This window comes from Micromonospora phaseoli (genome assembly GCF_900109115.1).
Lineage (GTDB): Bacteria > Actinomycetota > Actinomycetes > Mycobacteriales > Micromonosporaceae > Micromonospora > Micromonospora phaseoli.
On record NZ_FNYV01000001.1, the window covers coordinates 782,270 to 807,989 of the forward strand.

Below are 25,720 nucleotides of genomic sequence, written 5' to 3' on the forward strand. Positions count from 1 at the left end.
ATCTGGTCGGCTCGGGCCGCCCAGCGGGCCGGCTCAGGTCGTTCAGCTGGTCGGCTCAGGCCACGACCGGGGTGGACCGGTCGGACGGGACCGCGGCCGTGGTGCGCTGACCGCTGCTGTCCAGCAGCCGCATGACCGGAGTCGCCGCGATGCCGTGCACCACCACGGAGACGATCACCACCAGGGCGGTCGTGGCCCAGACGAGCTGCGCCTGGGGGAAATCCGCCTTCGTGGTGGCGTAGGCCAGATAGTAGAACGAGCCGATGCCCCGGATGCCGAAGGAGGCGATCACCCAGTGCTCCGCCGGCCGTCCCGGCGCGCCCCGCAGAGACAACCAGCCGACCAGGGGCCGGATCACGAACACCAGAGCCAGACCGACCAGCGCGGCTGGCCAGGTCAGTGGGGCCAGCAGGCCGCCGATCACCGCACCGCCCAACAGCAGCAGCATCAGCACGGTGAGCAGCCGCTCGACCTGCTCGGCGAAGTCGTGCAGCACCGCGTGGTACTCGTGACTGCGCTCGGCCGCCCGGATCGCCCGCGCGGCCACGAAAACCGCGAGGAAGCCGTACCCGCCGACCACCTCCACCAACCCGTACGCCAGGAAGGTGGCGGCCAGCGCCAGGAAGCCCTCGGAGTGCCGGGCCAGCCGCAGCTCGCTGGGGGCCCGGAAGAAGAGCTTGCCGAGCAGCCAGCCGATCAGGAGTCCGCCGACCACCCCTACCACGACCTTGTAGAGCAGATCGACGGTGACCCAGTGGGCCAGCCAGTCACCGGGGGCGAGGCTGCTGCCCGCGATCGCGATCGCCGCGTAGACGAACGGGAACGCCAGACCGTCGTTCAGACCCGCCTCCGAGGTGAGGGCGAAGCGGACCTCGTCCTCGGAGTCCGACTCGGCGGTGGGCTCGCCGACCTGGACGTCGGAGGCGAGTACCGGGTCCGTCGGAGCGAGCGCCGCGGCGAGCAGCAGCGCGGTGGCCGGCACCAGCCCCGCCCACCACCACCCGAGCAGCGCCACGACGCCGATGCACACCGGCATGGCCACGGCCAGCAGGCGCCACGTCGACGACCACCGGGCCCAACCCAACGGTCGATCGATCTTCAGACCGGCACCCATCAGCGCGACGATCACGCAGATCTCGGTGAGGTGGGTGGCAAGATCCCGGTGCGTCAGCGGATCAGGAACGGGCAGGTCGGTGGGGAGTGCGTAGATCACCATCCCGAGACCGAGGAAGGCCAGTGGCATCGACAGTGGTCGCCGCTCCAGCAGCCGTGGCAGGATGCCGGCGAGCAGTGCCGCCAGGCCGAGCACCGCGAAAGCCACGTCGACCGTCTCCACCGAGCCACCTCTCGCCACCGGCCCGCGCTCCACGGACAGGTGGCGCACACCTTGCCCCGGGTGGCGTGCCGGTAATCCTGAAAGATGCTCGGTGTAATGCCGGTGGTGCCGCGGGGCGGGGGCTCAGGCCGGCGGGAGCAGGATCTCGAACCAGACCGTCGATCCCCGCACGGTGGGGTCGGTGCCCCATGCGTCGCTCAGCTCCTCGATCAGGCCCAGTCCGCGGCCCCGGCTGCTCAGCGTTTCCGTACGGGCCCGGGTGACCGTACCCCGGGAGCCCGAGTCGGCCACCGACACGAGCAGCCGTTCCGGGCTGAGGTCCACCTCCACCCGGGCCGCCGTGCCGGCGTGCAGCAGCGCGTTGGTGGTCAGCTCGCTGGTGCAGAGCACCGCCGAGCCGATCACCGACTCGGCTACCTGCCATTCGGTCAGCTGCGCGGTCATCCAGTGCCGGACCCGGCTCGGCGCGGTCGGCTCGGCGGGCACCTCCATCCGCGCCGACCGGCTCGGCCGCAGCGCGTACTCGACGGCCAGCACGGCCACGTCGTCCTCGGTCGCGCCGGGCACCGCCGCCGAGGCCACGGCACACAGGGACCTCGGGTCGCCGCTGGGCGCCATGGCCACCGACTCCGCCAGCCGCGCCAGGCCGTGCGACAGCCCCTGCCAGCGGCGCTCCACCACACCGTCGCTGAACAGCAGCAACGTGTCACCCGGTGAGAACTGCACCGTCCGCGTCCCCGGGCGGTAACCGACCCCCAATGGAGCGCCCGACGGCACGTCCACGAAGCTGGCGCCCGGAGCACCGTCGGGCGAGCAGCGGCGGATCAGCGGTGCCGGGTGGCCGGCGCTGGCCAGGGTGAGTTGCTCCCGGTCCACGTCGATGACGCCGAACGCCACGGTCACGAACAGCTCGTGCGTGCCGGCTTCGGCGCCGAGGCTGCTCACCAGACGGTCGAGGCCGGTGAGCACCTGATCGGGACGGGCGTCGTTGAGCGCCAGCGCCCGCAGCGCGGCCCGCACCTGACCCATCCGGGCGGCGGCCTGCACGTCGTGACCGGCGACGTCGCCGAGGACCACGCCCAGATCACCGGTGGGCAGCACGAACGCGTCGTAGAAGTCACCGCCCGCCGCGTTGCCGTCCACCCCGGGGTCGTAGCGTGCCGCGATCCGCAGGCGGGGCAGGCCCGGCAGATTCTCCGGCAGCATGCTGCGTTGCAGCAGCTGGGCGGTGCCGTGCTGGGTCTCGAAGCGGCGGGCCCGCTCGGTGGCCTGCCCGACCAGCTCCGCCGAGGCGGCCAGCAGCGCCCGCTCCGGCGCGGACCAGACGTGCGGGGACCGGTAGCCGACGGTCAGCGCGCCGCGGACCACGGATGCCCGCAGCGGCACCGCCGCCAGCGCGCGAACCTTCTGGTCGTGCCGGTCGACCGCGATCTCGCGCAGCGGCTGGCCGTCGTCGCTGAAGCTGGCCCGCCCGGTGCGGGCGCAGACCACCGCCGGTGCCGACCAGTCCGTCGAGCCGCGCCGCCACAGCGGAGGCAGCCGTTCGTCCGCCTCGTCCACCAACTCGCCCCGGACCCGTCGAACCATCCGCCAGCCACCACCGCTACCCCCCTCGTCGACGGCGAAGGAGACCCGGTCGGCGTCGAACGAGGTGATCGCGTAGCGCAGCGCGACCCGCGCCACGTCGTCCAGGGTCAGGGTGCCGGACAGCGCGGCGGCGAAGTCGCTGAGCCCCTGCAACTGCCGGGTCGCCGGGCTGGTCTCGGCGACCACGGACAGCACGCCGGCCACCCGGCCGAGGCTGTCCCGGACGGGGGAGCAGGCGCGGGTGTAGACGGCCTGTTCGAGCCCGCCGCCGGCCCGGTGCAGCGGGAGCGGGATCTCCTTCTCCAGGAACGGCTCACCGGTGCGGTAGGTGTGCTCGACGACCTCGCCGACGCCCGGGTGCTGCCAGACCTCCGCGAAGACCTCGGCGGCGGGCCGTCCCATGGCCCGGGGGTGTCGGTCGCCGATCAGGTCGGCGTACGCCTCGTTGTAGAGCAGCAGCAGCTGATCGCCGAGGTGCAGCGCCATCGGCGCGGGCGAGGCGAGCACGACATCGGCGGCCGCCCGGACGGCCGGGTCCCAGGACTCGTACGGGCCGAGTGTGGTCTCACCCCACTGGCGGCCGGCGACCGTCGCGTCGCCCGGCGCCGCCGCGCCCGGGACGGGGCCTGCTGGCGTGGGGACTCGCCCGACCGTTCCTGGCATGACCGCAGCCTAGTCCGCCCGCTCGACAGGTGTTTCCGATCATCGGCCGGGCGCGCCGGCCGGTGACATCAGGGCAGGTCAAAGCCGGTATGCAGGGATCTGTCGGGAAAAAGGAGGGTGCCGGCGCGGCGTGCCGTCCGGGCGAAGGGGTAAGCGCACGGGGCAATCCATGCGACAGGAGGGACATCATGCCGGAAACCCTGGCGGCCAGGCAGGTCAACATCGGTGACGCCGCGGCCGACATGTGGAGGTCGGTGCTGCTGTTCGTGCCGCGGGCCATCGCGTTCATCGCGATCCTGGTGGTCGGATGGCTCATCGCCCGAGCCGTACTCAAGATCGTGGACGCGGCCCTGGAACGGGTGGGGTTCGACCGTGCGGTCGAACGGGGTGGTATCAAGCGTGCGCTGGAACGGACGAAGTACGACGCCAGCGACATCCTGGCGAAACTGGCCTACTACGCCGTGCTGCTGTTCACGCTGCAGTTCGCCTTCGGCGTCTGGGGCCCCAACGCGATCAGCGATCTCATCGCGGGCGTGGTGGCGTGGCTGCCGCGGGCGTTCGTCGCGATCGTGATCGTGGTGGTGGCGGCCGCCATCGCCAACGCGGTCCGGGACCTTGTCACGGGTGCGCTCGGCGGGTTGTCGTACGGCCGGGTGCTCGCCAACGTGGCAGCGGTCTTCGTGATCGCGCTGGGTGTGATCGCGGCGCTCAACCAGGTTGGTATCGCGACCACCGTCACGCAGCCCGTGCTGATCGCGGTCCTCGCCACGGTGGCCGGCATCCTGATCGTCGGCGTCGGTGGCGGTCTGGTGCGGCCGATGCAGAGCCGATGGGAGGGCTGGCTCAACCGGGCCGCTGAGGAGTCGCGGTTCATCCGCGATCAGCGGCAAGGGGCCGAGGCCGGTCGCGGCGACACGCAGCGACAGATGGCCGACCGCACGGGCGCCGAGCGTACCCAGGCGATGCGGGGACAGGAGTCCTCGATGTCCGGGGGACGGGGCACCTACCAGTCCGGGAATGCCGGCGACGAGACCCAGCAGTTCCGCCCGTAGTGGGCGATCGCGTCGCCGGGGAAATGAATCGCTGCGAAAAGGACGGGTGTCCGCCGATTGGCGGCACCCGTCCCGCGTCACAGCGGGGGCAGCTGCGCGGCCGGCGTATCGAGCACGGTGGTCAGGGCGCAGACGCTCAGCAGGCGCAGCAGCACCCAGTCGGCCTCCGCCCAGTCGATCGGCCCGGAGGGGGCCTGCCAGCCGTGTTCACCGGCCGCGGAACGGACCCCCTCGGAGTAGCCGGCGAGAGCCGCCGCGGACAACGGTCGCCGGTCACCGTGCAGGCTGTCCCGTACCGCGGCGGCGTGCTGGTCGACCGCGGCGAGCAGACCCGGCAGGGAGTTGGCGGCGGCCATCCCGTCCAACCCCACGGCATTGGCGAGCGCGACCAGGCGCGACCGCGCCGAGTCGACGGCGGTGGGGGCGGTAACCCGATTCGACGGCACGCGCATGGGGAACGAATCTAGCCAACCCGTACCGGCCGTGGCCTCGGCCGCTCGGTTGGTCGCGGCATCCTCCACCGGTCTCCGACCGTGGCCGCGAGGACCGAACCGGGCGTCCGGCCGGCGCGGTGACCGCACACCCCGGCATGAACGACATCAGGGAGGCACGAATGGAGACCGGACCCGACGAGGGGCACCGGCGGCCGGCCGGAGTGACCGACGACACGGTGGCGGCTCTCGGCAAGCTCAGCGAGGCCCTCGAGTGCGTGGAACGCGCCCGCGGCCACCTCTACTCGCTGCACCAGCTCATCGGCCACGCCGACCTGATGCTCGACGACGCCGTCCGGATGTTCCGCGACGCCGGGCACCCCGCGATCGCCGATCGGATCGCCGACGAACTGGTGGGCCGCAACGTGATCGCCGGCCGGTGGACGTTCCAGATCGTCGAGGACTTCGACGACGGCTACCACGCACTGTTCCGCGAGCTGGACCGATCGGCGCGTGAGAAGTTGGTGGGCGGCCGGCGGCACCTCTTCGAGGCGGAGATGAAGGAACGCCGCCGGACCCGGGGCCGGCCTGGCCACGAGGCCCGCCCGTGACCAGCGGAGGTCAGTCCGAGGTGCTGGCGTCCGCCGGACGGCGACGGACGGCGTCATCGGCGATGATCACGGTCGCCACCATCACCGCGACGCAGAGGCTGAACAGCCAGGAGCTGTCTTCGACCAGCTTGGCGGAGACTGGTGCCTGGACGGCGGCGAGGAGAAAGCCGATCCATGCCAGGCGGCGCTGACGCGTGGTGAGGAAGCTGGACCCTTGATGCATTCCAAAAGTCTTGCGCGCCACGCCGCCATTGCCGTCACCCGAACGGCCGATTCTGCCTGAGCTGTCCGTTTCCTTGCTCCTCAGAGAGTGTCCGGGCCGGTACGGCCGGTGGTGGAGGGGCGGTAGGCGCGGTCGGGGTCGGTGGGTTCGCGGCCGGTGCCGGGGACCTTGCCGCCACGGTCGGCCGCCTCGGGGCCGTGCCCGAAGGCGGCCTCCTCGCCGGCGTCGTTGGCGGTCACGTCGTCGGCCTGCCCGTCGAGCGTGTTCCGGGCCACCGCCCGGTCCAACTCCTCCAGCGGGAGCCGCTCCTCGTCGCGCCACACCCTGTCGTCGGTCATGTCATCGCGGTACCCCGACCTGACCGCCGCAAACGACACGCGACCAGCCGGTGGACGCGGCGACGGCCGCCGGTCGTGCCGGCGGCCGTCGACAGTCAGGGGTGGGCGATCAGGGCTGCGGCCGATCGACCGCGCCCCGCCAGGCACCGGTCTCCTGGCCGCGCCGCTCGATGAACGTCTTGAACCGCTGGAGGTCACCCTTTGCCCGGCGGTCGACCACGCCGAGCTTGTCGCCGGCCTTCTCGATCACACCGTGCGGGTCGAATTCGAGCTGGAGACTGACCCGGCTGCTCGCCTCGTCGAGGCGGTGGAAGGTGACCACACCGGCGTGCTGGGTGCCGCCGGTCGAGCGCCAGGCCACCCGCTCGTCGGGCAGCTGCTCGGTGATCTCGGCGTCGAACTCCCGCTTCACCCCGGCGATCTCGACGGTCCAGTGGGTCATCGTCTCGGAGAGCTGGCGAACCTCCTCCACGCCCTCCATGAACTGGGGGAACTCCTCGAACTGGGTCCACTGGTCGTATGCCGTACGTACCGGGACGGCCACGTCGACATGTTCGGTAACGCCACTCATCATTATCCTTCCCTGCGCCGGCGAGCGCGGCAGGCCGAGAGGGCCTGCCTCACCAGCGCGTTGTCTCGTTGGTGTGGCCGAGGGCCGCCCACACCTCGGACACCGTCTGGTACCGGGTGTCCTCCGGCAGGCGCTCCAACTCGGCCAACACGTCGTCCGGGGCCTCGTTGGCCCGGGCGTTCGCGAGCAGTGCGGCCCGGTCACCCGGCAGGGCGCTCATGGTGATGAACCGTCCGAGCCGGCTGCGCGCCTCGACGTCCTCGGAGGTCATGCCCTGGGGAGTGCCGCTACGCGTGTCGCCGGCCGGAGCGGTGGTCACCTCCGGCTGGTCCTCTCCCGCGGGCTCCGGGACCCGGAACTCGTCGACTCGCGAGCCACCGGTACCCGGCCCCTGCACGAGGCCGTTGACCTCCTGGCTCATCTGATCGTCGACTCTCGGTGCGTGCTTGCTGCTGCCGCGTTCCATGTCTTGTGCGCTACCCGGCACCGCGGGTGGTAAACCAGGCAAGGGGTCACGAACCGGCCGGTGACCGTGGTGGCAGGACGGGCTCGTCGGTGTCCTCCGCCCCCGACTGGAGCACCCGGCCGCGCTGGAGTTCGGCGTTGATCTGGACGCCGAGCATGAGCGCGGAATTGGACAGGTAGAGCCAGACCAGGAAGGCGATCACCGCGCCGAGGCTGCCGTACGTCGCGTCGTACGAGCCGAAGTTCGCCACGTACAGCCCGAAGCCGAACGAACCGAGTGCCCAGGCGACCAGAGCCACCGCTCCGCCGGGGGTGAGCCAGCGGAACCGCGGCTGGCGGACGTTCGGCGCCGCCCAGAACAACAGGGAGATCAGCAGCAGCGCCATCAGCGCCAGCGCCGGCCACTTGGCCACGGCCCACCCGGTACGCGCCGCGTCGCCGGCTCCCACCAGGTCACCGACCGCGTCGGCGACCGGCCCGCTGACGATCAGGCCGGCGGCGACGGTGGCGAGCAGCACCAGCGACAGCGCCGCGAGGCCGATCTGCGTCGGGCGCAGCTTCCACACGGGCCGTCCCTCGGCCACCCCGTAGATCGTGTTCGAGGCCCGGGTGAACGACGCGATGAAGTTCGAGGCCGACCAGAGGGCACCGAGCAGACCGAAGCTGAGCAGCACCCCGGCCGAGCTGTTCTGGTCCACCACCGCCCGGACCACGCCGGCGAAGCCCTCGTCGGCCACCACCGAGCCGGCACCGATGTCCCGAGCCAGGTCGAGCACCGTGTCGACGGTGCGTTCACCGTCGGACACCAGGCCCACCAGGGCGACCACCACGACGGTGGAGGGGAAGAGCGCCAGCACCCCGTAGTAGGTGAGCGCGGCGGCCCAGTCCGTGCAGTTGTCCCGCAGGTAGTTGCGTCCGCTGCGGACCAGCACGCCGCGCCAGGTCGGCCAGTGCAGCTGGCGGATCCCCGGCAACGGTGGCAGCGGTGGGTCGGTGGGCGGAGCGTCCGGGTTCGTCGTCGTCATCACGCTCCCTCATTCGCGGCCAGGCGGGCACGGCGTGTCATGGCACGGCGTGTCGATGGCCCGGCCGGTACCCCGCCCCGCGAAGCGGCAAACCGGCCGGGGTTTGGCGGCGATCTGCGGGGGCACGCAAGGTGGAATCGCTCGCACACGGAGGAGGTTCGAGATGCCCGGGCGCGAGGTACTGCCCAGCACGCTGCGGCGCTCCCCGGACAAGGCCCAGCGCACCTGGGAGAAGACACACGATTCCGCGGTCGAGACCTACGGCGAGGGCGAGCGGGCGCACCGCGTCGCGTTCGCCGCCGTCAAGCACGAGTTCGAGAAGGTGGGCGACCACTGGGAGCCGAAGGGCCGTCGAGGTCCCAGCGACCAGCAGGCCGCGGGCGGTGGTCCGGCCCGACGGGCACCGACCGCCGGCGGGGTGGACGCCAACGCCCCCAAGGAACACCTGATGGGGGTGGCCCGGAAGCTGGACGTGCCGGGACGGTCGAGCATGACAAAGCCGGAACTGGTCAAGGCCATCCAGAAGGCCAACGACCGGCAGACCCGCAAGGCCCGCGGCGACTGAGATCGCCGGCCCGGGCGGCCCGGTCCCGGTTGTACCCGGGGCCGGTGCCGCCCGGTCACGCGCTCACCAGTGACCGCCGCCCGGCGCCTCGATGTGCACCGCCTTGGTGGCGGTGAACTCGTCGAGCAGCTCCGGTCCGTAGCCGAAGCCCTGACCGCTGGCGCGGCGCGGATGGGCGGCACCGGCCGGGGCGCCGCCGAAGACCGCGTTCACCTTGACGGTGCCCACCGGCAGCTCCCGCCAGGCCCGCTGGGCGTGGCTCATCGACCCGGTCAGCACGGTCGCGGCCAACCCGTACGGCGAGTCGGCCGCGCACCGCAGCGCCTCGGAGAACGAGTCGACCACCACCACCGGGGCGACCGGGCCGAACGTCTCCTCGCGGATCAGCGCGATGTCGTGGCGGCAGCGGTCGAGCACGGTGGCCGGGTAGAAGGCGCCCGGCCCGTCGGGCAGCACACCGCCGGTCCGGATCCGCGCCCCGTCGGCCACCGCGGCGGTGACCTGTCCGTGAACCTGGTCGCGGTGCCGCCGGTCGACCAGCGGGCCGAGCTGGGTGTCCGGGTCGCGTCCCGGGCCGACCCGCAGCGCGGCAGCCCGTTCGACCAGCGCGTCCACGAAGTCCTCGGCGATGTCCCGGTGGGCGTAGATCCGCTCCACCGCGACGCAGATCTGTCCGGCGTTGGCGAACGCGCCAAGGGCGGCCTGGCCGGCGGCCCAGACCGGGTCGACGTCGGCGTCGACGATCAGCGGGTCGCTGCCGCCGTTCTCCAGCAGCACCTTCGCGCCGGTGCCGGCGGCAGCGACGGCGATCGCCCGGCCGGTGGCCGTGGATCCGACGTGCGCCACCATGTCCACCTCGGCGGCGGCGAGCGCCGCGCCGGTCCCGGGACCGCCGGTGAGCAGCGACAGCACGCCCGCCGGCAGGGCGGTGTCGATCGCCCGGGCCAGCAGCCAGCCGGTCGCCGGAGTGCGCTCACTGGGTTTGTGCAGCACCACGTTTCCGGTGACCAGGGCCGCGCCGAGCAGCCCGCACGACACGGCGACCGGGTCGTTCCACGGGGTGATGGCGGCGATGACGCCGCGCGGCTGGGGCGTCATGAAGTCGATGGCGGCCGGTGCGCCGTGCAGAGTCCGGCCACCCCGGGCCGGCGCGAGTTCGGCGTACTGCCGCAGGGTGGCGATGCCGGCCTCGACGCCGCCACGGGCGTCGGCGAGGGGCTTGCCCATCTCGGCGGTGCTGGCGCGAGCCAGGTCGTCAGCGGCCTCGGCCACCGCGTCCGCGGCCCGGTGCAGCGCGGCGGCCCGCTCCGCCGGAGCGGTCGCGGCCCACTCCGCCGCTACTCCGCGGGCCGCGGCCACCGCCTTGACGACCTCGTCGGCCGTCGCGATCGGCGCGCTGGAAACCCGGCTACCGTCGGCCGGGTCGTGCACCACCAGCTCGCCGGCCTCCCCGCCGGCACCCCACACTCCACCGATGAGCTGCACAACCGTGTACATGGCGCGCTGGATGCCCCGGCCCACGCCGGGCAAACAGCCTTTCGCCGCCGACTGCGGACTGCCGACCCCGCTTCGCTGCGGTCCCGTGCTGGCGGGGTGTTTCGTCCGGTTGTCCAGGGGTAGCGTCCTCGGATGATGTCGCCGGGTTCAACTGGTGCCGAGCGGGCCGACGCCGTGGTCGTCGGGGCGGGACACAACGGCCTGGTCGCCGCGAATCTGCTGGCTGACGCGGGCTGGGACGTGCTGGTGCTGGAGGCCACGGCAGTCCCGGGTGGGGCGGTGCGCTCGGCCGAGGTGACCGCGCCCGGCTATCTCAGCGACCTCTACAGCTCCTTCTACCCGCTCGGCTACGCCTCGCCGGTGCTGCGCGGGCTGGACCTGGCGCGCTACGGGCTCACCTGGCGGCACGCCCCGGACGTGCTGGCGCACCTGTTCCCCGACGACCGGGCCGCGGTGCTCAACCGGAATCCGGAGATCACCGCGGCCTCGCTGGAGACCTTCGCGCCCGGCGACGGTGACCGGTGGCTGGCCGCGTACCAGGAGTGGCGGCAGGTCGCCGATCCGATGCTGGAGCTGATCACCACTCCGTTTCCGCCGGTACGCGGCGGCGTGAGCCTGCTGGGGCGGCTGCGCGTCGGTGGCACGCTGCGGCTGGCCCGGCGGCTGGTGCTGCCGGTACGCCGGCTCGGCGAGGAGCTGTTCACCGGCGCCGGCGGGCCGGCGCTGCTGGCCGGTTGCGCCCTGCACACCGACCTGTCCACCGAGGACGCCGGCTCCGGTGTGTACGCCTGGCTGCTGGCGATGCTGGGTCAGCAGATCGGTTGGCCGGTGCCGGCGGGTGGGGCGCAGAAGATCACCGACGCGCTGGTGGCCAGGCTCACCGATCGGGGCGGCCGGATCCTCTACGGCGCCCGGGTGGACCGGGTGCTCATCGCCCGGGGCCGTGCGGTCGGGGTACGCACCGACGGCGGTGCCCTGTGGCGAGCCCGCCGTGCCGTGCTCGCCGACGTGCCCGCACCCGCGCTCTACCTGGACCTGGTCGGCGCGGCCGCGTTGCCGCCCCGACTGGTGGCGGATCTGGAGCACTTCCGCTGGGACGGCTCGACGCTGAAAGTGGACTGGGCGCTGTCCGCGCCGATGCCCTGGAGCAACCGTCAACTGGCCACCGTCGGCACGATCCACCTGGGCGCGGATCTCGGCGGGCTCACCGGCTACGCCGCCACGCTGGCCCGGGGTGAGCTGCCGACCGACCCGTTTCTGCTGGTGGGGCAGATGTCGGTGGCCGATCCGAGTCATTCACCACCGGGCACCGAGTCCCTATGGTCGTACACCCACCTGCCGTTTCGGCAGCACTGGCGAGCTGAGGACATCATCGCCCACGTGGAGCGGATGGAGACGGTGCTGGAGTCCGCCGCGCCCGGGTTCCGCGGGCTCGTGCTCGGCCGGCACGTGGCCGGGCCGGCCGACCTGGAGGAGGCCAACCCGAGCCTGGTCGGTGGTGCGATCGGCGGCGGCACCGCCGCCCCCTACCAGCAGCTCTTCCTGCGGCCGATCCCCGGCCTGGGCCGCGCCGACACCCCGGTGGACCGGCTCTTCCTGGCCAGTTCGTCGGCGCACCCGGGGGGCGGGGTGCACGGCGCACCGGGCGCGAACGCCGCCCGGGCCGCCCTGGCCCGCGACCGGGCCCTGACCGGCGGGGCCTACCACCGGGCCGTGGCCACCGCGCACCGGGCCATCTACCGCTGAACTGGACACCGCACTAGATGTTGCGGTGGCGGGTACGGAGCTTGAACGGCATCAAGGCACTCTCCACCTTGGTGGCGGTGGTCATCTTCGATGCACCGTCGCGCCGCTCCTCGAACCGGATCGGCACCTCCAGGATGGTGTGCCCCAGCTTGGTGGCGAGGTAGTGCATCTCGACCTGGAAGCTGTAGCCGTTGGACTGGACCCGCTCCAGCCCGATGTCCCGCAACGCGTCGGCTCGCCAAATCTTGAACCCGGCGGTCAGGTCCCGGATCCGCACCCGCAACAGGGTGTGCACGTAGAGGTTCGCCCAGCCGCTGAGCGCCCGCCGGTACAGCGGCCAGTTCTCGTCCAGCTCGCCGCCGGGCACGTACCGTGACCCGATCACGACACCAGCCTGGGTGGACAGCAGTGCGCCGAGCATGCCCGGCAGCGCCTCCGGCGGGTGGGACAGGTCAGCGTCCATCTGGGCCACGTACTCGGCCCCGCCGTCCAGCGCCCGGCTGATCCCGTCCACGTACGCCCGGCCGAGACCCTCCTTGCCCGGCCGGTGCACCACCTCGACCCGGTCGGGGTGCTCGATCGCGAGCTTGTCGGCGACCTCGCCGGTGCCGTCCGGGGAGTTGTCGTCGGCGATCAGCACCTTCAGGCCGGACAGTGGCAGCGCGAGAAGGCGCTCGACCAGCACTGGCAGGTTGCCCGCCTCGTTGTAGGTCGGAACCACGACGGTCAGGCGCAGATCCCGCCACGGCGAGGGCAACTGGACGGCTTCGATCATGGGGGACATCCTCGGTCTGCGGACAGGCTTCCCCGAGAGCGTAACTACTTGTCCCTTCCGGGGTGAAATGGCTCCCCGCCGCAGCCGCCCACGGTCAGTCCGGCGCCTTTTGCCGACGGGCGATGTCGGAGAGCCGGTTGAGGGTCTCCTCGTTGCGCAGGTGCAGCACCAGGTCGTTGAGTTTGGTGCGCAACCAGCGCAGTGGGCCGGCGGCGAAGTCCTCGCCGAGCAGCACCCGGGTCGAGTCCGTCCCGACCGGCTCCAGGGTGAAGACCACGACCGCCTCCCCGGCCGGCCAGAGCTGAACGCGCAGCACGAGCTTGCGTTCCGGCTCGCAGGCCAGCACCGTCGAGGCGTCCTCCAGGGAGAACGGCCAGGGGCCGGCGCGGTGGTGCAGCTGCGTCCCCACCCGGGGCCAGTCGTCGTCCACGTCGCGCATGTGCGCCGTGCCCACCACCCAGTCGCTGTAGGTCCACCCGTCCGCGAGCACCGCCCAGACCTGTCGCACCGGTGCCTCGATCACTCTCTGCACGATCGCCACGGTTCGGCCGTACCCACCTGCCGCGCCGGCTAACAGATGCGTCGGGTTAGCTTCTCGGGAGCGGTGGGTAAGGCACCGCGGGCAGCGGTGTGGTCACCGCGGGCGCGCGGTACCGCCGACCCGTCGTCGCCGACGTTTACTCCCCGGGGCGCAGGGAACCCGCCGGCCGTGCGACAGGACCAGGGGGAGCCGGATCAGCGCAGGTCAGCATGGGTGCTGGCCGGGGTTGACCGGGCCGCGTCGAGCCGACCCCTGTTCGACGCGGTGCTGCTCGACCGGGACGGCACCCTGATCGAGGACGTGCCGTACAACGGAGATCCGGACAAGGTGCGCCCGATGCCGGGCGCCCGAGCGGCGCTGGACCGGTTGCGGGCCGCGGGGATCAGACTCGCCGTGGTGACCAACCAGTCCGGGCTCGCCCGGGGCCTGTTCACCGAGGCGCAGCTGCACCTGGTACACCGCCGGATCGAGGCGCTGCTGGGCCCCTTCGACTCCTGGCAGGTGTGCCCGCACGACGACGGGCAGGGCTGCGCGTGCCGCAAGCCGGCACCGGGCCTGGTGCATGCCGCCGCTCGGGCGCTGGGCACGGTGCCCGCCCGTTGCGTGCTGATCGGTGACATCGGCCGGGACGTCACGGCGGCGCTGGCGGCCGGTGCGGTGGGCCTGCTGGTGCCGACGCCGGTGACCCGGGCGCAGGAGGTCGCGGCGGCCCCCTGGGTGGCCGCGGACCTGCCGTCGGCCGTGGCGGAGCTGCTGCGCCGGCAGGAGTCACTGCGCCCGGCGGAGTCGCTGCGTCCGACGGAGTCGCCGCGTCCGACGGAGTCGCTGCGTCCGGCGGAGTCGCTGTCGCCGCGTCCGGCGCGCAGCCGCGCCACCGGCGGCGACGTGACCCGCCCGCGTCGCGCCGGCCAGGGCCGCACGGTGCTGGTGGTGCGGTCGGATTCGGCGGGGGACGTGCTGGTGACCGGGCCGGGCATCCGGGCGGTCGCCGCCGGCGCCGAACGGGTGGTGCTGCTCTGCGGTCCACATGGGCGCTCGGCCGCCGAGCTGCTGCCCGGCGTCGACGAGATCGTCGAGCACCGGCTGCCCTGGATCGACCCGGCCCCGGCGGCGGTGGATCCCGCCGAGATGGCCGGCCTGGTCACCCGGCTGGCAGCCGTCGCCGCCGACGAGGCGGTCATCTTCACCTCCTTCCACCAGTCGCCGTTGCCGCTGGCCCTGCTGCTGCGGATGGCCGGAGTCGCGCGGATCGCCGCGATCAGCGACGACTACCCGGGAAGCCTGCTCGACGTACGCCACCGGGTGCCGGTCGGTGTCCCGGAGGCGGAGCGGGCCCTGTCGCTGGCCGCCGCCGCCGGTTACGCGCTCGCCGAGCACGACGAGCCACGGCTGCGACTGCGCCCGGTGCCGCCGCCCCCGCCGGAGGCCGGTGAACCGGGGTACGTGGTGCTTCATCCCGGCTCGGCGGCACCGGCCCGGGGCTGCCCGCCCGAGTTGGCCGAACGGATCGCCGGGGAGCTGACCGCCGCCGGGCACCGGGTGGTGGTCACCGGTGGACCGCAGGAGCGTGACCTGACAGCCCGGGTCGCCGGCCGGCACTGCCGGGACCTGGGTGGCCGCACCGGGCTGGCCGAGTTGGCTGGTGTGATCGCCGGCGCGGCCGCGGTGGTGGTCGGCAACACCGGTCCGGCGCACCTGGCCGCCGCGTACGGGGTGCCGGTGGTCAGCCTCTTCGCCCCCACCGTTCCGTTCGGGCAGTGGGGGCCCTGGCGGGTGCCGACGGTGCGGCTCGGCGACGCCACCGCGGCCTGCCGCGACACCCGGGCGGCGCGCTGTCCGGTACCCGGCCACCCGTGCCTCAGCGGTGTCGAGCCGGGCGCGGTCCTCGACGCCCTGCGACTGATGGGCGTACGGCCGGATCGGGTGTCGGGCACGGCGGCCGTGCGGGCGGTGTCCCGGGCGACGCCGACGGCGGTCGCCAACAGCGGCGGGGGCGGCCGATGAACATCCTGCTCTGGCACGTGCACGGGTCCTGGACCACGTCGTTCGTGCACGGCAAACACCGTTACCTGGTCCCGGCCACCCCGGACCGGGGCCCGTACGGGCTCGGTCGGGCCCGCACGTACACCTGGCCGGAGAGCGCGGCCGAGGTGAGTCCGGAGCAGCTGCGGACCGCCGAGGTCGACGTGGTCATCCTGCAACGCCCCGAGGAGCTCGACCTGGCCGCCGACTGGCTCGGCCGCCGGCCGGGTCGCGACCTGCCGGCGATCTATGTGGAGCACAACACCCCGAAGGACGGGAACGTCCCGAACAGCCGCCATCCGATGGCCGACCGGGACGACCTGCTCGTCGCCCACGTGACCGCGTTCAACGAGCTGTTCTGGGACACCGGCGCGACCCGCACCACCGTCATCGACCACGGGGTGGTGCCGCCGGCCGTGGAGTACACCGGCGAACTGGACCGGCTGGCTGTCGTGATCAACGAGCCGGTACGCCGCTGGCGGGTCACCGGCACCGATCTGCTGCCCCGCTTCGCCGAGATCGCCCCGCTGGACGTCTTCGGCATGAGGGTCGCCGGGCTGGCCGAGCAGCTCGGCCTGCCCGCCGACCGGCTGATCAGCCACGACGACGTGCCGCAGCACCGGATGCACGCCGAGTTGGCGCGCCGCCGGGCGTATCTGCACCTGTGCCGGTGGACCTCGCTCGGGCTGAGTCTGATCGAGGCGATGACGATCGGCATGCCGGTGGTGGCGCTGGCCACCACCGAGGCGGTTGCGGCGGTGCCGCCGGGCGCCGGTGCGCTCTCCACCCGGGTGGACACCCTGCTGGAGGCCGCCGGCCGGTTCGTCGCGGAACCGGAGCGGGCCCGCCGGGCAGGTGTCGAGGCCCGTGCCGCCGCCCGCGAACGCTACGGCCTCGACCGTTTCCTCGCCGACTGGGACCGGCTGCTGGAGGAGGAAGTATGCGGATAGCGATGATCTCGGAGCATGCCAGCCCGCTCGCCATCCTGGGTGGCGAGGACGCCGGCGGCCAGAACACGCACGTCGCGGAACTCTCCGCCGCGCTCGCCGCCGCCGGGCACGAGGTGCGGGTCTACACGCGTCGCGACGCGGTGGACCTGCCGGTGACCGTACGCAGCCCGGACGGCTACGACGTGGTGCACGTCCCCGCCGGGCCGGCCGAGCCGGTGGCGAAGGACGCGCTGCTGCCGCACATGCGACCCTTCAGCGCCTGGCTGGTCGACCGGTGGCGGGGCGGGGACTGGGCACCCGAGGTGATCCACGCGCACTTCTGGATGAGCGGGCTGGCCGCGCTGGAGGCCGGCCGGCAGACCGGGGTGCCGGTGGTGCAGACGTACCACGCGCTCGGCACGGTCAAGCGCCGTTACCAGGGGGTGCAGGACACCAGCCCGGCACGGCGGGTCGGCTACGAACTCCACCTCGGCCGCTCGGTCGACCGGGTGATCGCCCAGTGCCGCGACGAGGTCGGCGAGCTGGTCCGGATGGGGGTGCCCCGGTCCCGGATGACGGTCATCCCGTCCGGGGTGAACCTGGGCACGTTCGCCCCGCTGGGCCCGGCCGCCGATCGGGAACCCGGTCGGGCCCGGATTCTCACCGTCGGCCGGCTGGTGGAACGCAAGGGCTTCCAGACCGTGGTCCGCGCGATGGCGCAGGTGCCCGAGGCCGAGTGCGTGGTGGTGGGGGGCCCGCCGGCCGGCCTGTTGGAGACCGACCCGTACGCCCGCCGGCTGCGTGCCCTCGCCACCAGCTGCGGCGTGGCCGACCGGGTCCGTCTGGTCGGCGCGGTGCCCCGCGAGGAGATGGGCCGCTGGTACCGCTCGGCGGACGTGCTGGTCGCCGCGCCCTGGTACGAGCCGTTCGGCCTGACCCCGTTGGAGGCGATGGCGTGCGGGGTGCCCGTGGTGGCCACCGCCGTCGGCGGCCTGCGGGACACCGTTGTCGACGGGGTGACCGGGGACCTGGTGCCGGCCCGGGACCCGCGGGCGCTGGGGGAGGCGCTGCGCGGGCTGCTCGACGACCGGATCCGCCGCTTCGGGTACGCGGGCGCGGCCCGTGCCCGGGCCCGGCAGCACTATTCGTGGGCGGTCACCGCGGAGCGCCTCGCCGAGGTCTACGCCGAGGTGGCCGCCGTGCACCGGCCCACCCGGGTGGTGGTCCGATGACCCTGCTCGACGCGCATCTGGCGAACCTGGCCGCGGCGCTGCCGCCGTACCGGCGTTGTGAGCCGCTGCTCGCCCGGTGGGGTGCGGCCCTGGCGCAACGGCTCACCGCCGGCGGTCGGCTCCTGGTAGCCGGCAACGGTGGCAGTGCCGCCGAGGCGCAGCATCTGACGGCCGAGCTGGTCGGCAAGCTGCACGACGACCGACAGCCGCTGTCCGCCATCGCCCTGCACGCCGAGACCTCGGCGTTGACCGCGATCGGCAACGACTACGGCTACGAGGAGGTCTTCGCGCGTCAGGTCCGTGCCCACGGCCGGCCCGAGGACGTACTGCTGCTGCTCTCCACCAGCGGCGGCAGCGCCAACCTGCTCGCCGCCGCCCGGGCCGGGCGGGAGGCCGGCCTGCGGTGCTGGGCCTTCACCGGCCCGACCCCGAACCCTCTCGCGGAGACCTGCCACGAGGTGCTCGCGGTGGACTCCCCGGACACCCAGGTGGTTCAGGAGCTGCATCTGGTCTCCAGCCACCTGCTCTGCGAGTACGTCGAGCAGGCGATGGGGGAGTACGCGGAGCCGGTGACGACCGCCCCACCGACCGCCCCACCGACCGCCGCACCGGCTGCCGGTCCGGTGCGGGCCGGGGTCGAGGTGGTGCTGGACGGTGGCACCGGCCAGCCGGTGCAGGCGTGAGGAGGAGAACGTGACGGGACCCGTGGTGGTGCTCGGTGACACCCTGCTCGACCGGGACGTCGAGGGTGCGGTCAACCGGCTCTGTCCGGACTCGCCGGTGCCGGTCCTCGACGAGTCGGCACACGTCGATCGACCGGGCGGTGCCGGGCTCTCCGCCGTCTTCGCCGCCGCGCAGGGCGCCGAGGTGGTGCTGGTCACGGCGTTGGCCGACGACGCCGGCGGGGCCCGGTTGAGTGTGCTGCTGGCCGCCGCCGGGGTGCAGGTGTATCCGCTGCGGCTGGCCGGGTCGACCCCGGAGAAGATCCGGCTGCGGGCCGGCGGCCGGGTGCTGCTTCGCCACGACCGGGGCGGTGGCGCCGGGGAACCGGGCGAGCCGCCAGAGGCGGTGCTGCGCCTGCTCGAACGGGCATCGGTGGTGCTGGTCAGCGACTACGGCCGGGGAGTGGCGCGACAGGGCGCGCTCCGGGCGGCCCTGGCGTCGGTCCGGGCGCCGGTGGTGTGGGATCCGCACCCGCGCGGGCCGGCCGCGGTGCCCGGGGCACACCTGGTCACGCCCAACGAGGCGGAGGTGCGTGAGCTGATGGAGGCGCCAGCGGGGGCCACCAGGCTGGCCACCGCCGCACAGGGCGCGCAGCGGTTGCGGCAGCGGTGGCGGGCGGGTGCGGTGTCGGTGACGCTGGGCTGCGACGGCGCGCTGCTCAGCCATGCCGGAACGACTCCGCTGGTGGTGCCCGCTCCGGTCGCCGCCGAGGGGGACACCTGCGGTGCCGGCGACCGGTTCGCCGTCGCCGCCAGCCTCGCCCTGGCCCGTGGGGCGCTGGTCTCCGAGGCGGTGCAGGAGGCGGTGGCCGAGGCGTCGGCGTTCGTGGCCGACGGCGGGGTGGCGACCGCGCTGCCGGCGACGGTGCGCCGCGCCCCGCAGGCGGCGCACAACGTGGTGGCCGGCGACCGGGTGGGGGTGGCCGCAGCCGCCGCCGTGGTCGCCCGGGTTCGCGCCGCCGGAGGTACGGTCGTCGCCACCGGCGGCTGTTTCGACCTCTTGCACGCCGGTCATGTGGCGACCCTGCAGGCCGCCCGGCAGCTCGGCGACTGCCTGGTGGTGTGCCTCAACTCCGATGCCAGCGTGACCGGCCTGAAGGGACCCGACCGGCCGGTCATCCGGCAGGACGACCGGAGCCGCCTGCTGGCCGCGTTGAGCTGTGTCGACGCGGTGATGATCTTCGACGAGCCGACACCGGCGGCGGCGCTGTCCTGGTTGCGGCCGGACATCTGGGTCAAGGGCGGGGACTACTCCGCCGGTGGTGGCGACGGCGACAACCTGCCCGAGGCGGCGATCCTGCGCCGTTGGGGCGGCGACACCGTGGTCGTGCCGTACCTGGACGGACGGTCCACCACGGAGATGATCGCCGCCGCTCGGGCCGGCGGGCCTCCCGATCCCCGGATGTTGGTCACGGCGACCCCGGCGGTCGCCCCGGAGAGCACCGAGGCCGCCCGATGAGCGCGCCGGGCACCGGGCGGACCGTGCTGGTCACCGGTGGGTCCAGCGGACTGGGCGCGGCGGTGGTGGCGGCGGTGGCCCGCTCCGGCGGTCGGCCGCTGGTGCTGGACCGGCAGGCGCCGGGTGACGGGGTGCCGTGGGTCGAGTGCGACCTCGCCGACACCAGGGCCGCGGAGCAGGCGACCCGGGAGTTGGCCGAACGCGCGGGCGGACTGGACGGCGTGGTCACCGCCGCCGGCATCGACGTGCCCGGCCGCCTCGCCGACGTGCCCGGCGAGACGTGGGACCGGATCGTGACGGTCGACCTGCTGGCCACCGCCGCGGTGATCCGGGCCGCGCTGCCGTTCCTGGAGGCGTCCCGGGGCACCGTCGTCACGGTGGCCTCCACCCTCGGTGTCAAGGCGGTCAGCGACGCGACCGCGTACTGCGCGGCGAAGTTCGGGGTGGTCGGGTTCACCCGGGCGCTCGCCGCCGAGCTGGCCGGGACGGTGGGGGTCACGCTGCTGGTGCCGGGCGGCATGCGGACGGCCTTCTTCGACGAGCGTGACCCGCGGTACCGCCCGGGGCCGGACGCCATCCTCAACGACCCGGCGGACACCGCGGCGGCGGTCATGTTCGCGTTGTCCCAGCCCGCCGGGTGCGCGGTACGGGAGATGGTGGTCTGCGCCGAACAGGAGACCTCGTACCCGTGATCCTGGCGCTGCGTGCCCTCGGCGTCGGTGACCTCGCGACCGCGGTCCCGGCGCTGCGGGCGCTGCGATCGGCGTACCCCGATCGGGAGTTGGTGCTCGCCGCGCCGGCCTGGCTCGCGCCGCTGGTGGACCTGGTCGGCGGCGTCGACCGGTTGCTGCCCACCGACGGGCTGCACCGGCTGGACCGGCCGATCCGGCCGGTCGAGATCGCGGTCAACCTGCACGGCCGGGGTCCGGATTCGCATCGGTTGCTCGGCACCGTCCGCCCCCGCCGGCTGTTCGCCTTCGCCAACGCCGAGGCCGGGCACGCCGACGGCCCGGAGTGGGACGACGCCGAGCACGAGGTGCCGCGCTGGTGCCGGCTGCTCGGCGGGTACGACCTACCGGCCGACCCGACCGACCTGGACCTGCGCCGGCCGGACCTCGGCACGATGCTCGGTGGGGTCACCGTGCTGCACCCCGGCTCGAAGGTGCCCGCCAAGTGCTGGCCGCCGGGGCGGTACGCCGCCCTGGCCCGGGAGTTGACCGCGCGGGGGCACCGGGTGGTGTTGACCGGCAGCGCGCCGGAGCGGGTCACCGTCGCGCGGATCGGGTCCGCCGCCGGTCTGCCCGCCGCAGCGGTGCTGGCCGGCCGGACCGACCTGGCCCAACTCGCCGCCCTGGTCGCCCACGCCCGCCTGGTGGTCAGCGGCGACACCGGGGTGGCGCATCTGGCCACCGGCTACCGCACCCCATCGGTGGTGCTCTTCGGTCCGATCCCGCCCACCCGGTGGGGTCCGCCTCCGGACCGTCGGCGGCACCGGGTGCTCTGGGCCGGCGCGGCGGACCGGCCGGACCGATCCGCGCCGGACGGTCGGGCCGCGATCACCGCCATCGGTGTGCACGAGGTGCTGGCAGCCGTCGACGAGGTGGCACGAGCGGTGCGGGCGGACCGTGCGGTTGCGGCGTAGCGATCCGGGCCGTCCGGGGTACGGGCGTCGCCGGCGGGGCCAGGGCTGGTCGTTCCTGGACCCGCGCGGCGAGCCGGTCCGTGACCCCGACGAGCTGGCCCGGCTTCGGGACCTGGTCATCCCGCCCGCCTGGCGCGAGGTGTGGATCTCGCCGTACCCCAACGGGCACATCCAGGCCACCGGTGTCGACGTGGCCGGCCGCAAGCAGTACCTCTACCACCCGCTCTGGCGGCAGCGGCGGGACGAGGCGAAGTTCGACCACGTGCTGGAGGTGGCCCGCCGGCTGCCGGTGCTGCGCGAGCGGGTCGGCCACGACCTGGCCGGGCGGGGGCTGCGGCGCGAGCGGGTGCTGGCGACGGTGACCCGGCTGCTCGACATGGGCACGTTCCGGGTCGGCAGCGACCAGTACGCGGTGGGCGACGATCCGACCTTCGGGGTGGCCACCCTGCGCCCGGAGCATGCCCGCCTCCGCCGGGGCTGCGTGGTCTTCGAGTTCCCGGCCAAGGGCGGCGTCGAGCAGGTCCGGCTGGTCTCCGACCCGGAGCTGTGCCGGGTGTTGACCAACCTGCGCCGGCGGCGGCGATCGGCCGACCGGCTGTTCGGCTACTGGGACGGGCGGTTCTGGCGGGACGTACGCGCCGACGAGGTCAACGACTACCTGCGGGAGGCCAGCGGCGGCGAGATGACCGCCAAGGACTTCCGCACCTGGCACGCGACGGTGCGGGCGGCGACGGAGCTGGCCACGTTCTGCTCGCCCCGGTCGGTCACGGCCCGACGGCGGGCGGTGGTGGCGGTGATGCGGCAGGTGGCGGAGCTGCTCGGGAACACACCGACGGTGGCACGAGCTTCCTATGTGGACCCGCGGGTGGTGGACCTGTTCCACGACGGCGTGGTGGTGCCGGTGGGCGCGGAGACTCCTCGCGCGCAGGCCGAGCAGGCGGTGCTGACCCTGTTGGAGCGGGCCTGACCGCCTCGACCGTCGCCGGACGGGAGGCTCAGGTGTCGCCGTCGCGCGTCGAGCCGGCGGCGCGGGCCTCGATCATTCTCGCCACGCCGTCGAGCACCCGCCCCAGCCCGAACCGCCACTCGGTGTCCATGTCCCCGTCGTCCTCGGCCTCTTCGGAGAGCAGCTCGTGGATGGCCGGGTAGGGGCCGGGGGCGGTCACCACGGCGAGATGGTGCCAGTAACGCATGCCCACCTCCTCAGGCGTCTGCCCGGTCCGGGCGGCGGCCTCGGCGAGATCGGCGGTGAGCGTGGCCCAACTGCGGGCGTACCCGCTGACCAGCAGGACGGTGGAGATCCGTTCGGTGGCGCGCAGGCCGGTGCCGCGCAACGCGGCGAGCCCGTACTCCAGCCAGCGCACCTGGTTGGGATTGATCGGCGCGCCGCTGATCGGCACGTGTCGCATCCACGGCTGTCGGCGCAGCGCGACGAGATTCCCCTCGCCCCACCGGGCCAGCGCCGGTCGCCAGCCCTCGTCCGCGCCACGCGGGCGCGGTGGCGGGCCGTACGCGACGTCGACCATGAGGTCGAGCAGGTCCTGTTTGGTCGGCACGTACCGGTAGAGCGACATCGTGGCCATGCCCAGTTCGGCGGCGACCCGGCTCATCGACACCGCCGGTAGCCCTTCGGACTGGGCGACCTGGATCCCGGCGGCGATCACCTGGTCGAGGCTGAGGCTGCGCTTCGGGCCACGGCTGGGGCGCTCGCGCAGCCCCCAGGCGAGCGCGATGTTCTCGGGCAGTTCGACGTGGGCGTCGTCCACTCCACCTCCAGGACCGGTCTTGACCCTCAGCCTAGCTTCTGCGTATGGTCTACGCATTAAAGCGTATGCCATACGCAGATAACGGAGGGTGGCAATGGTGAACGCACCACCGGCGGTCGACCTGGTCGACCTGCGAAAGTCCTTCGGTGACGTCGTCGTTCTCGATGGCCTCACCATGCGGGTACCCAGCGGAGGCGTGCACGCCCTGCTCGGCCAGAACGGCGCCGGCAAGACCACCACGGTGCGGATCCTGGCCACCCTGACCCGGCCGGACTCGGGCAGTGCCCGGGTCGCCGGACACGACGTGGTGCGCGAGCGGCGGCAGGTGCGTCGGGTGATCAGCCTCGCCGGCCAACACGCGGCTCTGGACGACGGGCAGACCGGCCTGGAAAACCTGATCATGCTGGCCCGGCTCGCCGGGCTGTCCGGCCCGGCCGCCCGGGCCCGCGCCGCCGCGCTGCTGGAGCGCTTCGACCTGGCGGACGCCGCGGGCCGGCAGGCGGTGACGTACTCCGGCGGCATGCGGCGCCGTCTCGACCTGGCGGCCAGCCTGGTCGGCGCGCCGTCGGTGATCTTCCTGGACGAGCCCACCACCGGCCTGGACCCACGCAGCCGGCAGGGGCTGTGGGAGGTGATCGGCGAACTGGCCGGGGCCGGGGTGACCGTGCTGCTCACCACGCAGTACCTGGAAGAGGCCGACCGGCTGGCCGACCGGATCATGGTGCTGCACCACGGAGGGCTCGTCGCAGACGGGACGGCGGCCGAACTCAAGGGCCATTTCGGCGCCCAGCGACTGGAGCTGACCTGGCGCGACGAGGCCAGCTTCGCCGAGGCGGCCCGCCGGTTGGGTGACCGGACCACCCATCGTGAGCCGGCCCGGCTCGCGCTGTCGGTGGCCACCGACGGCAGCGCGCCACAGGTACGTGGCCTGCTCGACGAGATCGACCCGGACCGGCACGGGGTGGTCCGGTTCACCGTCCGGGAGGCGACCCTCGACGACGTCTTCCTCACCCTCACCGGCCGGCCGGTGAGCCCACCGCGGGAGGTCACCAATGTCTGAACTGGCCATCCGTCCGACACAGGCGATGGTGATGGTCGGCCGCTGTGTGCGGCTGTCCCGGCGCAACATCGACGCGATGTTGACCTCACTGCTGCTGCCGGTGATCCTGATGCTGCTCTTCGTCTACCTCTTCGGCGGCGCGATCGACACCGGCTCCGCGTACGTGACCTATGTGGTGCCCGGTGTGTTGCTGCTCTGCGCCGGCTTCGGTGCGGCGGGGACCGCGATCAGCGTCACCACCGACCTGACCAACGGCATGATCGAGCGGCTGCGCACGATGGATGTCGGCGCGACCTCGATCCTCGCCGGTCACGTGGTGGCCAGCGTGGCCCGCAACTCCGTGTCCACCGTGCTGGTGCTGGGTGTCGCGGTCGCCATCGGGTTCCGGCCGGCCGTCGAGCCGTTGCGCTGGCTGGCCGCCGCCGGGGTGCTGCTGATGTTCCTGCTGGCGGTGTCGTGGCTCTCGGCGGCGTTCGGCCTGCTCGCCCGCACCCCGGAGGCGGCCAGCGGCTACACCTTCCTGGTGATGTTCCTGCCGTACCCGAGCAGCGCCTTCGTGCCGGTCGAGACCATGCCCGACTGGCTGCGCGGCTTCGCGGAGAACCAGCCCGTCACGCCGGTCATCGAATCCCTGCGCGGACTGCTCCTGGACACGCCGGTCGGTTCGGCGCCGGCCCACGCGGCGGCCTGGTGCCTAGGCCTGCTCGCGGTCGCGGTGGTGCTCTCCGGGCTACTGTTCCGCCGCCGCGTCGCCTGACCGGCACCCGGACCCCGACAGATCATGAGGTCAGCGGCGTTCTCGATCTCGAGAACCGCCGCTAACCTCATGATCAGCAGAGCGGGGTCGGTGGCGGGCGGTGCCGTGCTCAGTCGTTGAGGACCTGGGCCAGCCGGTCGCGGAAGCGCCGCTCCGACGGGCTGACCACGCTGGCGCCCAGACCGAGGACGCCGCCGCTGCTCGCGGCGCCGACGACCTGCTCGGTGATCTCCACCAGCCAGTGCTGGTACGCGCCCGCCTCGCCCTCGTCCACCTTCGCCGCCAGCAGCGCCGCGGCCTCCTTCGCCCGGCCCAGCACGTCCTCGGCGTAGGCACGCGGGTCGGCGGGCTCGATCGCCGGCAACTCCTCGCCGGCCTCCGGGTCGCCGACCCGGGTCACGATCTCGCCGGCCACCGCCGCCACCAGCGGACTGGCCGACTCCCGGCCGGCGGAGATGGTCTCCAGCCCGGCGGCGCTCTCGGCCATCGTCGCCTTGGTGCCGTCGGACTCGGCGGCGCTCGCCGCGGTGAGCACCGACTGCGGCAGGCCGACCAGCAGCCCCCACTCCTCGTCGGAGAAACCGAATCCGGTGTACGCCGGTTCTTCGATCACGACCGTGCCCCTCCCGCTCGTCGTCCACGTTCACATCGGGCCGCGCCGCCGGTGCGGCCGGCCCAGGTTGGTACCGCCGCTTCCGCGGCCGG

Annotated in this window: 27 protein-coding genes; 14 read left to right on the plus strand and 13 right to left on the minus strand. The window is 73.5% G+C overall.

The genetic code is table 11. The annotated features are described in order from the left end of the window. Positions 1-55: 55 nt before the first annotated feature. Positions 56-1,336 (minus strand): cation:proton antiporter, encoded by a 1,281-nt coding sequence (locus tag BMY89_RS03590; protein ID WP_092374667.1) that lies wholly within the window; start codon positions 1,334-1,336, stop codon positions 56-58. 123 nt (positions 1,337-1,459) lie between these two features. Next, the gene (locus BMY89_RS03595) at positions 1,460-3,586 is read right to left on the minus strand and encodes an ATP-binding SpoIIE family protein phosphatase (RefSeq protein ID WP_092374670.1); all 2,127 of its coding nucleotides are present in this window, start codon (positions 3,584-3,586) and stop codon (positions 1,460-1,462) included. 188 nt (positions 3,587-3,774) lie between these two features. Between BMY89_RS03595 and BMY89_RS03600 the strand changes: the two genes are divergently transcribed. Beyond that, positions 3,775-4,638 carry a mechanosensitive ion channel family protein gene (locus tag BMY89_RS03600; protein ID WP_092374673.1) on the plus strand — a complete coding sequence of 288 codons (864 nt, stop codon included), beginning with the start codon at positions 3,775-3,777 and terminating at the stop codon, positions 4,636-4,638. A 77-nt stretch (positions 4,639-4,715) separates the two neighbouring features. Here BMY89_RS03600 and BMY89_RS03605 read toward each other — a convergent pair whose 3' ends face one another. Next, a complete protein-coding gene (locus BMY89_RS03605) occupies positions 4,716-5,090 on the minus strand; it encodes a DUF6401 family natural product biosynthesis protein (RefSeq protein WP_092375533.1) in 375 nt (124 codons plus the stop codon). A gap of 161 nt (positions 5,091-5,251) precedes the next feature. On the opposite strand from BMY89_RS03605, the gene BMY89_RS03610 reads away from it, so the two are divergent. Continuing rightward, positions 5,252-5,680, plus strand: a complete 429-nt coding sequence (locus tag BMY89_RS03610) for a hypothetical protein (protein WP_092374676.1) — start codon at positions 5,252-5,254, stop codon at positions 5,678-5,680. Between the two features lie 10 nt (positions 5,681-5,690). Here the strand turns inward: BMY89_RS03610 and BMY89_RS03615 are convergent, their stop codons facing one another. From BMY89_RS03615 to BMY89_RS03635, 5 genes are all read right to left on the minus strand, one after another. After that, positions 5,691-5,924: a hypothetical protein gene (locus BMY89_RS03615; protein WP_232521033.1), complete on the minus strand. Its 234-nt coding sequence runs from the start codon at positions 5,922-5,924 to the stop codon at positions 5,691-5,693. Positions 5,925-5,983: 59 nt separating this feature from the next. Further along, on the minus strand, positions 5,984-6,241 hold the full coding sequence (locus tag BMY89_RS03620; RefSeq protein WP_092374682.1) for a hypothetical protein: 258 nt from the start codon (positions 6,239-6,241) through the stop codon (positions 5,984-5,986). Between the two features lie 109 nt (positions 6,242-6,350). Next, the gene (locus BMY89_RS03625) at positions 6,351-6,812 is read right to left on the minus strand and encodes an SRPBCC family protein (RefSeq protein WP_092375535.1); all 462 of its coding nucleotides are present in this window, start codon (positions 6,810-6,812) and stop codon (positions 6,351-6,353) included. 49 nt (positions 6,813-6,861) lie between these two features. Continuing rightward, positions 6,862-7,278 carry a DUF2795 domain-containing protein gene (locus BMY89_RS03630; RefSeq protein WP_092374685.1) on the minus strand — a complete coding sequence of 139 codons (417 nt, stop codon included), beginning with the start codon at positions 7,276-7,278 and terminating at the stop codon, positions 6,862-6,864. 46 nt (positions 7,279-7,324) lie between these two features. Further along, on the minus strand, positions 7,325-8,302 hold the full coding sequence (locus BMY89_RS03635; protein WP_092375538.1) for a YihY/virulence factor BrkB family protein: 978 nt from the start codon (positions 8,300-8,302) through the stop codon (positions 7,325-7,327). A gap of 163 nt (positions 8,303-8,465) precedes the next feature. On the opposite strand from BMY89_RS03635, the gene BMY89_RS03640 reads away from it, so the two are divergent. Beyond that, the gene (locus BMY89_RS03640; protein ID WP_092374688.1) at positions 8,466-8,867 is read left to right on the plus strand and encodes a ChaB family protein; all 402 of its coding nucleotides are present in this window, start codon (positions 8,466-8,468) and stop codon (positions 8,865-8,867) included. A 63-nt stretch (positions 8,868-8,930) separates the two neighbouring features. Here the strand turns inward: BMY89_RS03640 and BMY89_RS03645 are convergent, their stop codons facing one another. Beyond that, entirely contained in the window at positions 8,931-10,364 is a 1,434-nt protein-coding gene (locus BMY89_RS03645; protein ID WP_092375541.1) for an aldehyde dehydrogenase family protein, read from the minus strand. A 132-nt stretch (positions 10,365-10,496) separates the two neighbouring features. Between BMY89_RS03645 and BMY89_RS03650 the strand changes: the two genes are divergently transcribed. Beyond that, entirely contained in the window at positions 10,497-12,110 is a 1,614-nt protein-coding gene (locus BMY89_RS03650; protein ID WP_092374691.1) for a phytoene desaturase family protein, read from the plus strand. Positions 12,111-12,123: 13 nt separating this feature from the next. Here the strand turns inward: BMY89_RS03650 and BMY89_RS03655 are convergent, their stop codons facing one another. Both BMY89_RS03655 and BMY89_RS03660 read right to left on the minus strand, forming a co-directional pair. Then, complete coding sequence (locus tag BMY89_RS03655) at positions 12,124-12,885, minus strand: polyprenol monophosphomannose synthase (RefSeq protein ID WP_092374695.1); 762 nt, start codon at positions 12,883-12,885, stop codon at positions 12,124-12,126. A 94-nt stretch (positions 12,886-12,979) separates the two neighbouring features. Beyond that, positions 12,980-13,417, minus strand: a complete 438-nt coding sequence (locus BMY89_RS03660; protein WP_307818717.1) for an SRPBCC family protein — start codon at positions 13,415-13,417, stop codon at positions 12,980-12,982. A gap of 222 nt (positions 13,418-13,639) precedes the next feature. Here BMY89_RS03660 and BMY89_RS03665 point away from each other — a divergent pair, with 222 nt between their 5' ends. From BMY89_RS03665 to BMY89_RS03700, 8 genes are read left to right on the plus strand one after another with little or no spacing between them, the layout of a single operon-like run. Beyond that, on the plus strand, positions 13,640-15,430 hold the full coding sequence (locus tag BMY89_RS03665; RefSeq protein WP_372433292.1) for an HAD-IIIA family hydrolase: 1,791 nt from the start codon (positions 13,640-13,642) through the stop codon (positions 15,428-15,430). Beyond that, entirely contained in the window at positions 15,427-16,398 is a 972-nt protein-coding gene (locus BMY89_RS03670; RefSeq protein ID WP_092374704.1) for a glycosyltransferase, read from the plus strand. Before BMY89_RS03665 ends, BMY89_RS03670 begins: the two co-directional genes overlap by 4 nt. Then, the gene (locus BMY89_RS03675) at positions 16,389-17,609 is read left to right on the plus strand and encodes a glycosyltransferase (RefSeq protein WP_092374707.1); all 1,221 of its coding nucleotides are present in this window, start codon (positions 16,389-16,391) and stop codon (positions 17,607-17,609) included. Before BMY89_RS03670 ends, BMY89_RS03675 begins: the two co-directional genes overlap by 10 nt. After that, on the plus strand, positions 17,606-18,292 hold the full coding sequence (locus BMY89_RS03680) for a D-sedoheptulose-7-phosphate isomerase (protein ID WP_092374709.1): 687 nt from the start codon (positions 17,606-17,608) through the stop codon (positions 18,290-18,292). Before BMY89_RS03675 ends, BMY89_RS03680 begins: the two co-directional genes overlap by 4 nt. Before the next feature lie 10 nt (positions 18,293-18,302). Further along, positions 18,303-19,790 carry a PfkB family carbohydrate kinase gene (locus tag BMY89_RS03685; RefSeq protein WP_092375544.1) on the plus strand — a complete coding sequence of 496 codons (1,488 nt, stop codon included), beginning with the start codon at positions 18,303-18,305 and terminating at the stop codon, positions 19,788-19,790. Then, positions 19,787-20,482: an SDR family oxidoreductase gene (locus BMY89_RS03690; RefSeq protein ID WP_092374712.1), complete on the plus strand. Its 696-nt coding sequence runs from the start codon at positions 19,787-19,789 to the stop codon at positions 20,480-20,482. Before BMY89_RS03685 ends, BMY89_RS03690 begins: the two co-directional genes overlap by 4 nt. Then, positions 20,479-21,432, plus strand: coding sequence for a glycosyltransferase family 9 protein (locus BMY89_RS03695; protein WP_092374715.1), 954 nt, complete (start codon positions 20,479-20,481; stop codon positions 21,430-21,432). The genes BMY89_RS03690 and BMY89_RS03695 overlap by 4 nt, the downstream gene beginning before the upstream one ends. After that, positions 21,416-22,399, plus strand: coding sequence for a DNA topoisomerase IB (locus BMY89_RS03700; RefSeq protein ID WP_092374717.1), 984 nt, complete (start codon positions 21,416-21,418; stop codon positions 22,397-22,399). The genes BMY89_RS03695 and BMY89_RS03700 overlap by 17 nt, the downstream gene beginning before the upstream one ends. Positions 22,400-22,427: 28 nt before the next feature. Here the strand turns inward: BMY89_RS03700 and BMY89_RS03705 are convergent, their stop codons facing one another. Continuing rightward, entirely contained in the window at positions 22,428-23,198 is a 771-nt protein-coding gene (locus BMY89_RS03705; protein WP_170147599.1) for a TetR/AcrR family transcriptional regulator, read from the minus strand. Between the two features lie 94 nt (positions 23,199-23,292). Between BMY89_RS03705 and BMY89_RS03710 the strand changes: the two genes are divergently transcribed. Further along, entirely contained in the window at positions 23,293-24,258 is a 966-nt protein-coding gene (locus BMY89_RS03710) for an ATP-binding cassette domain-containing protein (RefSeq protein ID WP_092374725.1), read from the plus strand. After that, a complete protein-coding gene (locus BMY89_RS03715; protein ID WP_092374728.1) occupies positions 24,251-25,015 on the plus strand; it encodes an ABC transporter permease in 765 nt (254 codons plus the stop codon). The genes BMY89_RS03710 and BMY89_RS03715 overlap by 8 nt, the downstream gene beginning before the upstream one ends. Before the next feature lie 109 nt (positions 25,016-25,124). Here BMY89_RS03715 and BMY89_RS03720 read toward each other — a convergent pair whose 3' ends face one another. Beyond that, positions 25,125-25,628, minus strand: coding sequence for a hypothetical protein (locus BMY89_RS03720; protein WP_092374731.1), 504 nt, complete (start codon positions 25,626-25,628; stop codon positions 25,125-25,127). Between the last annotated feature and the right edge of the window lie 92 nt (positions 25,629-25,720).

Coding starts and splice junctions, on each gene's coding strand:
- BMY89_RS03690 (WP_092374712.1), top strand. CDS start 19,787: ATGAGCGCGCCGGGCACCGGGCGGACCGTGCTGGTCACCGGTGGGTCC.
- BMY89_RS03675 (WP_092374707.1), top strand. CDS start 16,389: ATGCGGATAGCGATGATCTCGGAGCATGCCAGCCCGCTCGCCATCCTG.
- BMY89_RS03635 (WP_092375538.1), bottom strand. CDS start 8,302: ATGACGACGACGAACCCGGACGCTCCGCCCACCGACCCACCGCTGCCA.
- BMY89_RS03655 (WP_092374695.1), bottom strand. CDS start 12,885: ATGATCGAAGCCGTCCAGTTGCCCTCGCCGTGGCGGGATCTGCGCCTG.
- BMY89_RS03610 (WP_092374676.1), top strand. CDS start 5,252: ATGGAGACCGGACCCGACGAGGGGCACCGGCGGCCGGCCGGAGTGACC.
- BMY89_RS03595 (WP_092374670.1), bottom strand. CDS start 3,586: ATGCCAGGAACGGTCGGGCGAGTCCCCACGCCAGCAGGCCCCGTCCCG.
- BMY89_RS03680 (WP_092374709.1), top strand. CDS start 17,606: ATGACCCTGCTCGACGCGCATCTGGCGAACCTGGCCGCGGCGCTGCCG.
- BMY89_RS03645 (WP_092375541.1), bottom strand. CDS start 10,364: ATGTACACGGTTGTGCAGCTCATCGGTGGAGTGTGGGGTGCCGGCGGG.
- BMY89_RS03600 (WP_092374673.1), top strand. CDS start 3,775: ATGCCGGAAACCCTGGCGGCCAGGCAGGTCAACATCGGTGACGCCGCG.
- BMY89_RS03620 (WP_092374682.1), bottom strand. CDS start 6,241: ATGACCGACGACAGGGTGTGGCGCGACGAGGAGCGGCTCCCGCTGGAG.
- BMY89_RS03670 (WP_092374704.1), top strand. CDS start 15,427: ATGAACATCCTGCTCTGGCACGTGCACGGGTCCTGGACCACGTCGTTC.
- BMY89_RS03605 (WP_092375533.1), bottom strand. CDS start 5,090: ATGCGCGTGCCGTCGAATCGGGTTACCGCCCCCACCGCCGTCGACTCG.
- BMY89_RS03710 (WP_092374725.1), top strand. CDS start 23,293: ATGGTGAACGCACCACCGGCGGTCGACCTGGTCGACCTGCGAAAGTCC.
- BMY89_RS03715 (WP_092374728.1), top strand. CDS start 24,251: ATGTCTGAACTGGCCATCCGTCCGACACAGGCGATGGTGATGGTCGGC.
- BMY89_RS03625 (WP_092375535.1), bottom strand. CDS start 6,812: ATGAGTGGCGTTACCGAACATGTCGACGTGGCCGTCCCGGTACGTACG.
- BMY89_RS03630 (WP_092374685.1), bottom strand. CDS start 7,278: ATGGAACGCGGCAGCAGCAAGCACGCACCGAGAGTCGACGATCAGATG.
- BMY89_RS03650 (WP_092374691.1), top strand. CDS start 10,497: ATGATGTCGCCGGGTTCAACTGGTGCCGAGCGGGCCGACGCCGTGGTC.
- BMY89_RS03640 (WP_092374688.1), top strand. CDS start 8,466: ATGCCCGGGCGCGAGGTACTGCCCAGCACGCTGCGGCGCTCCCCGGAC.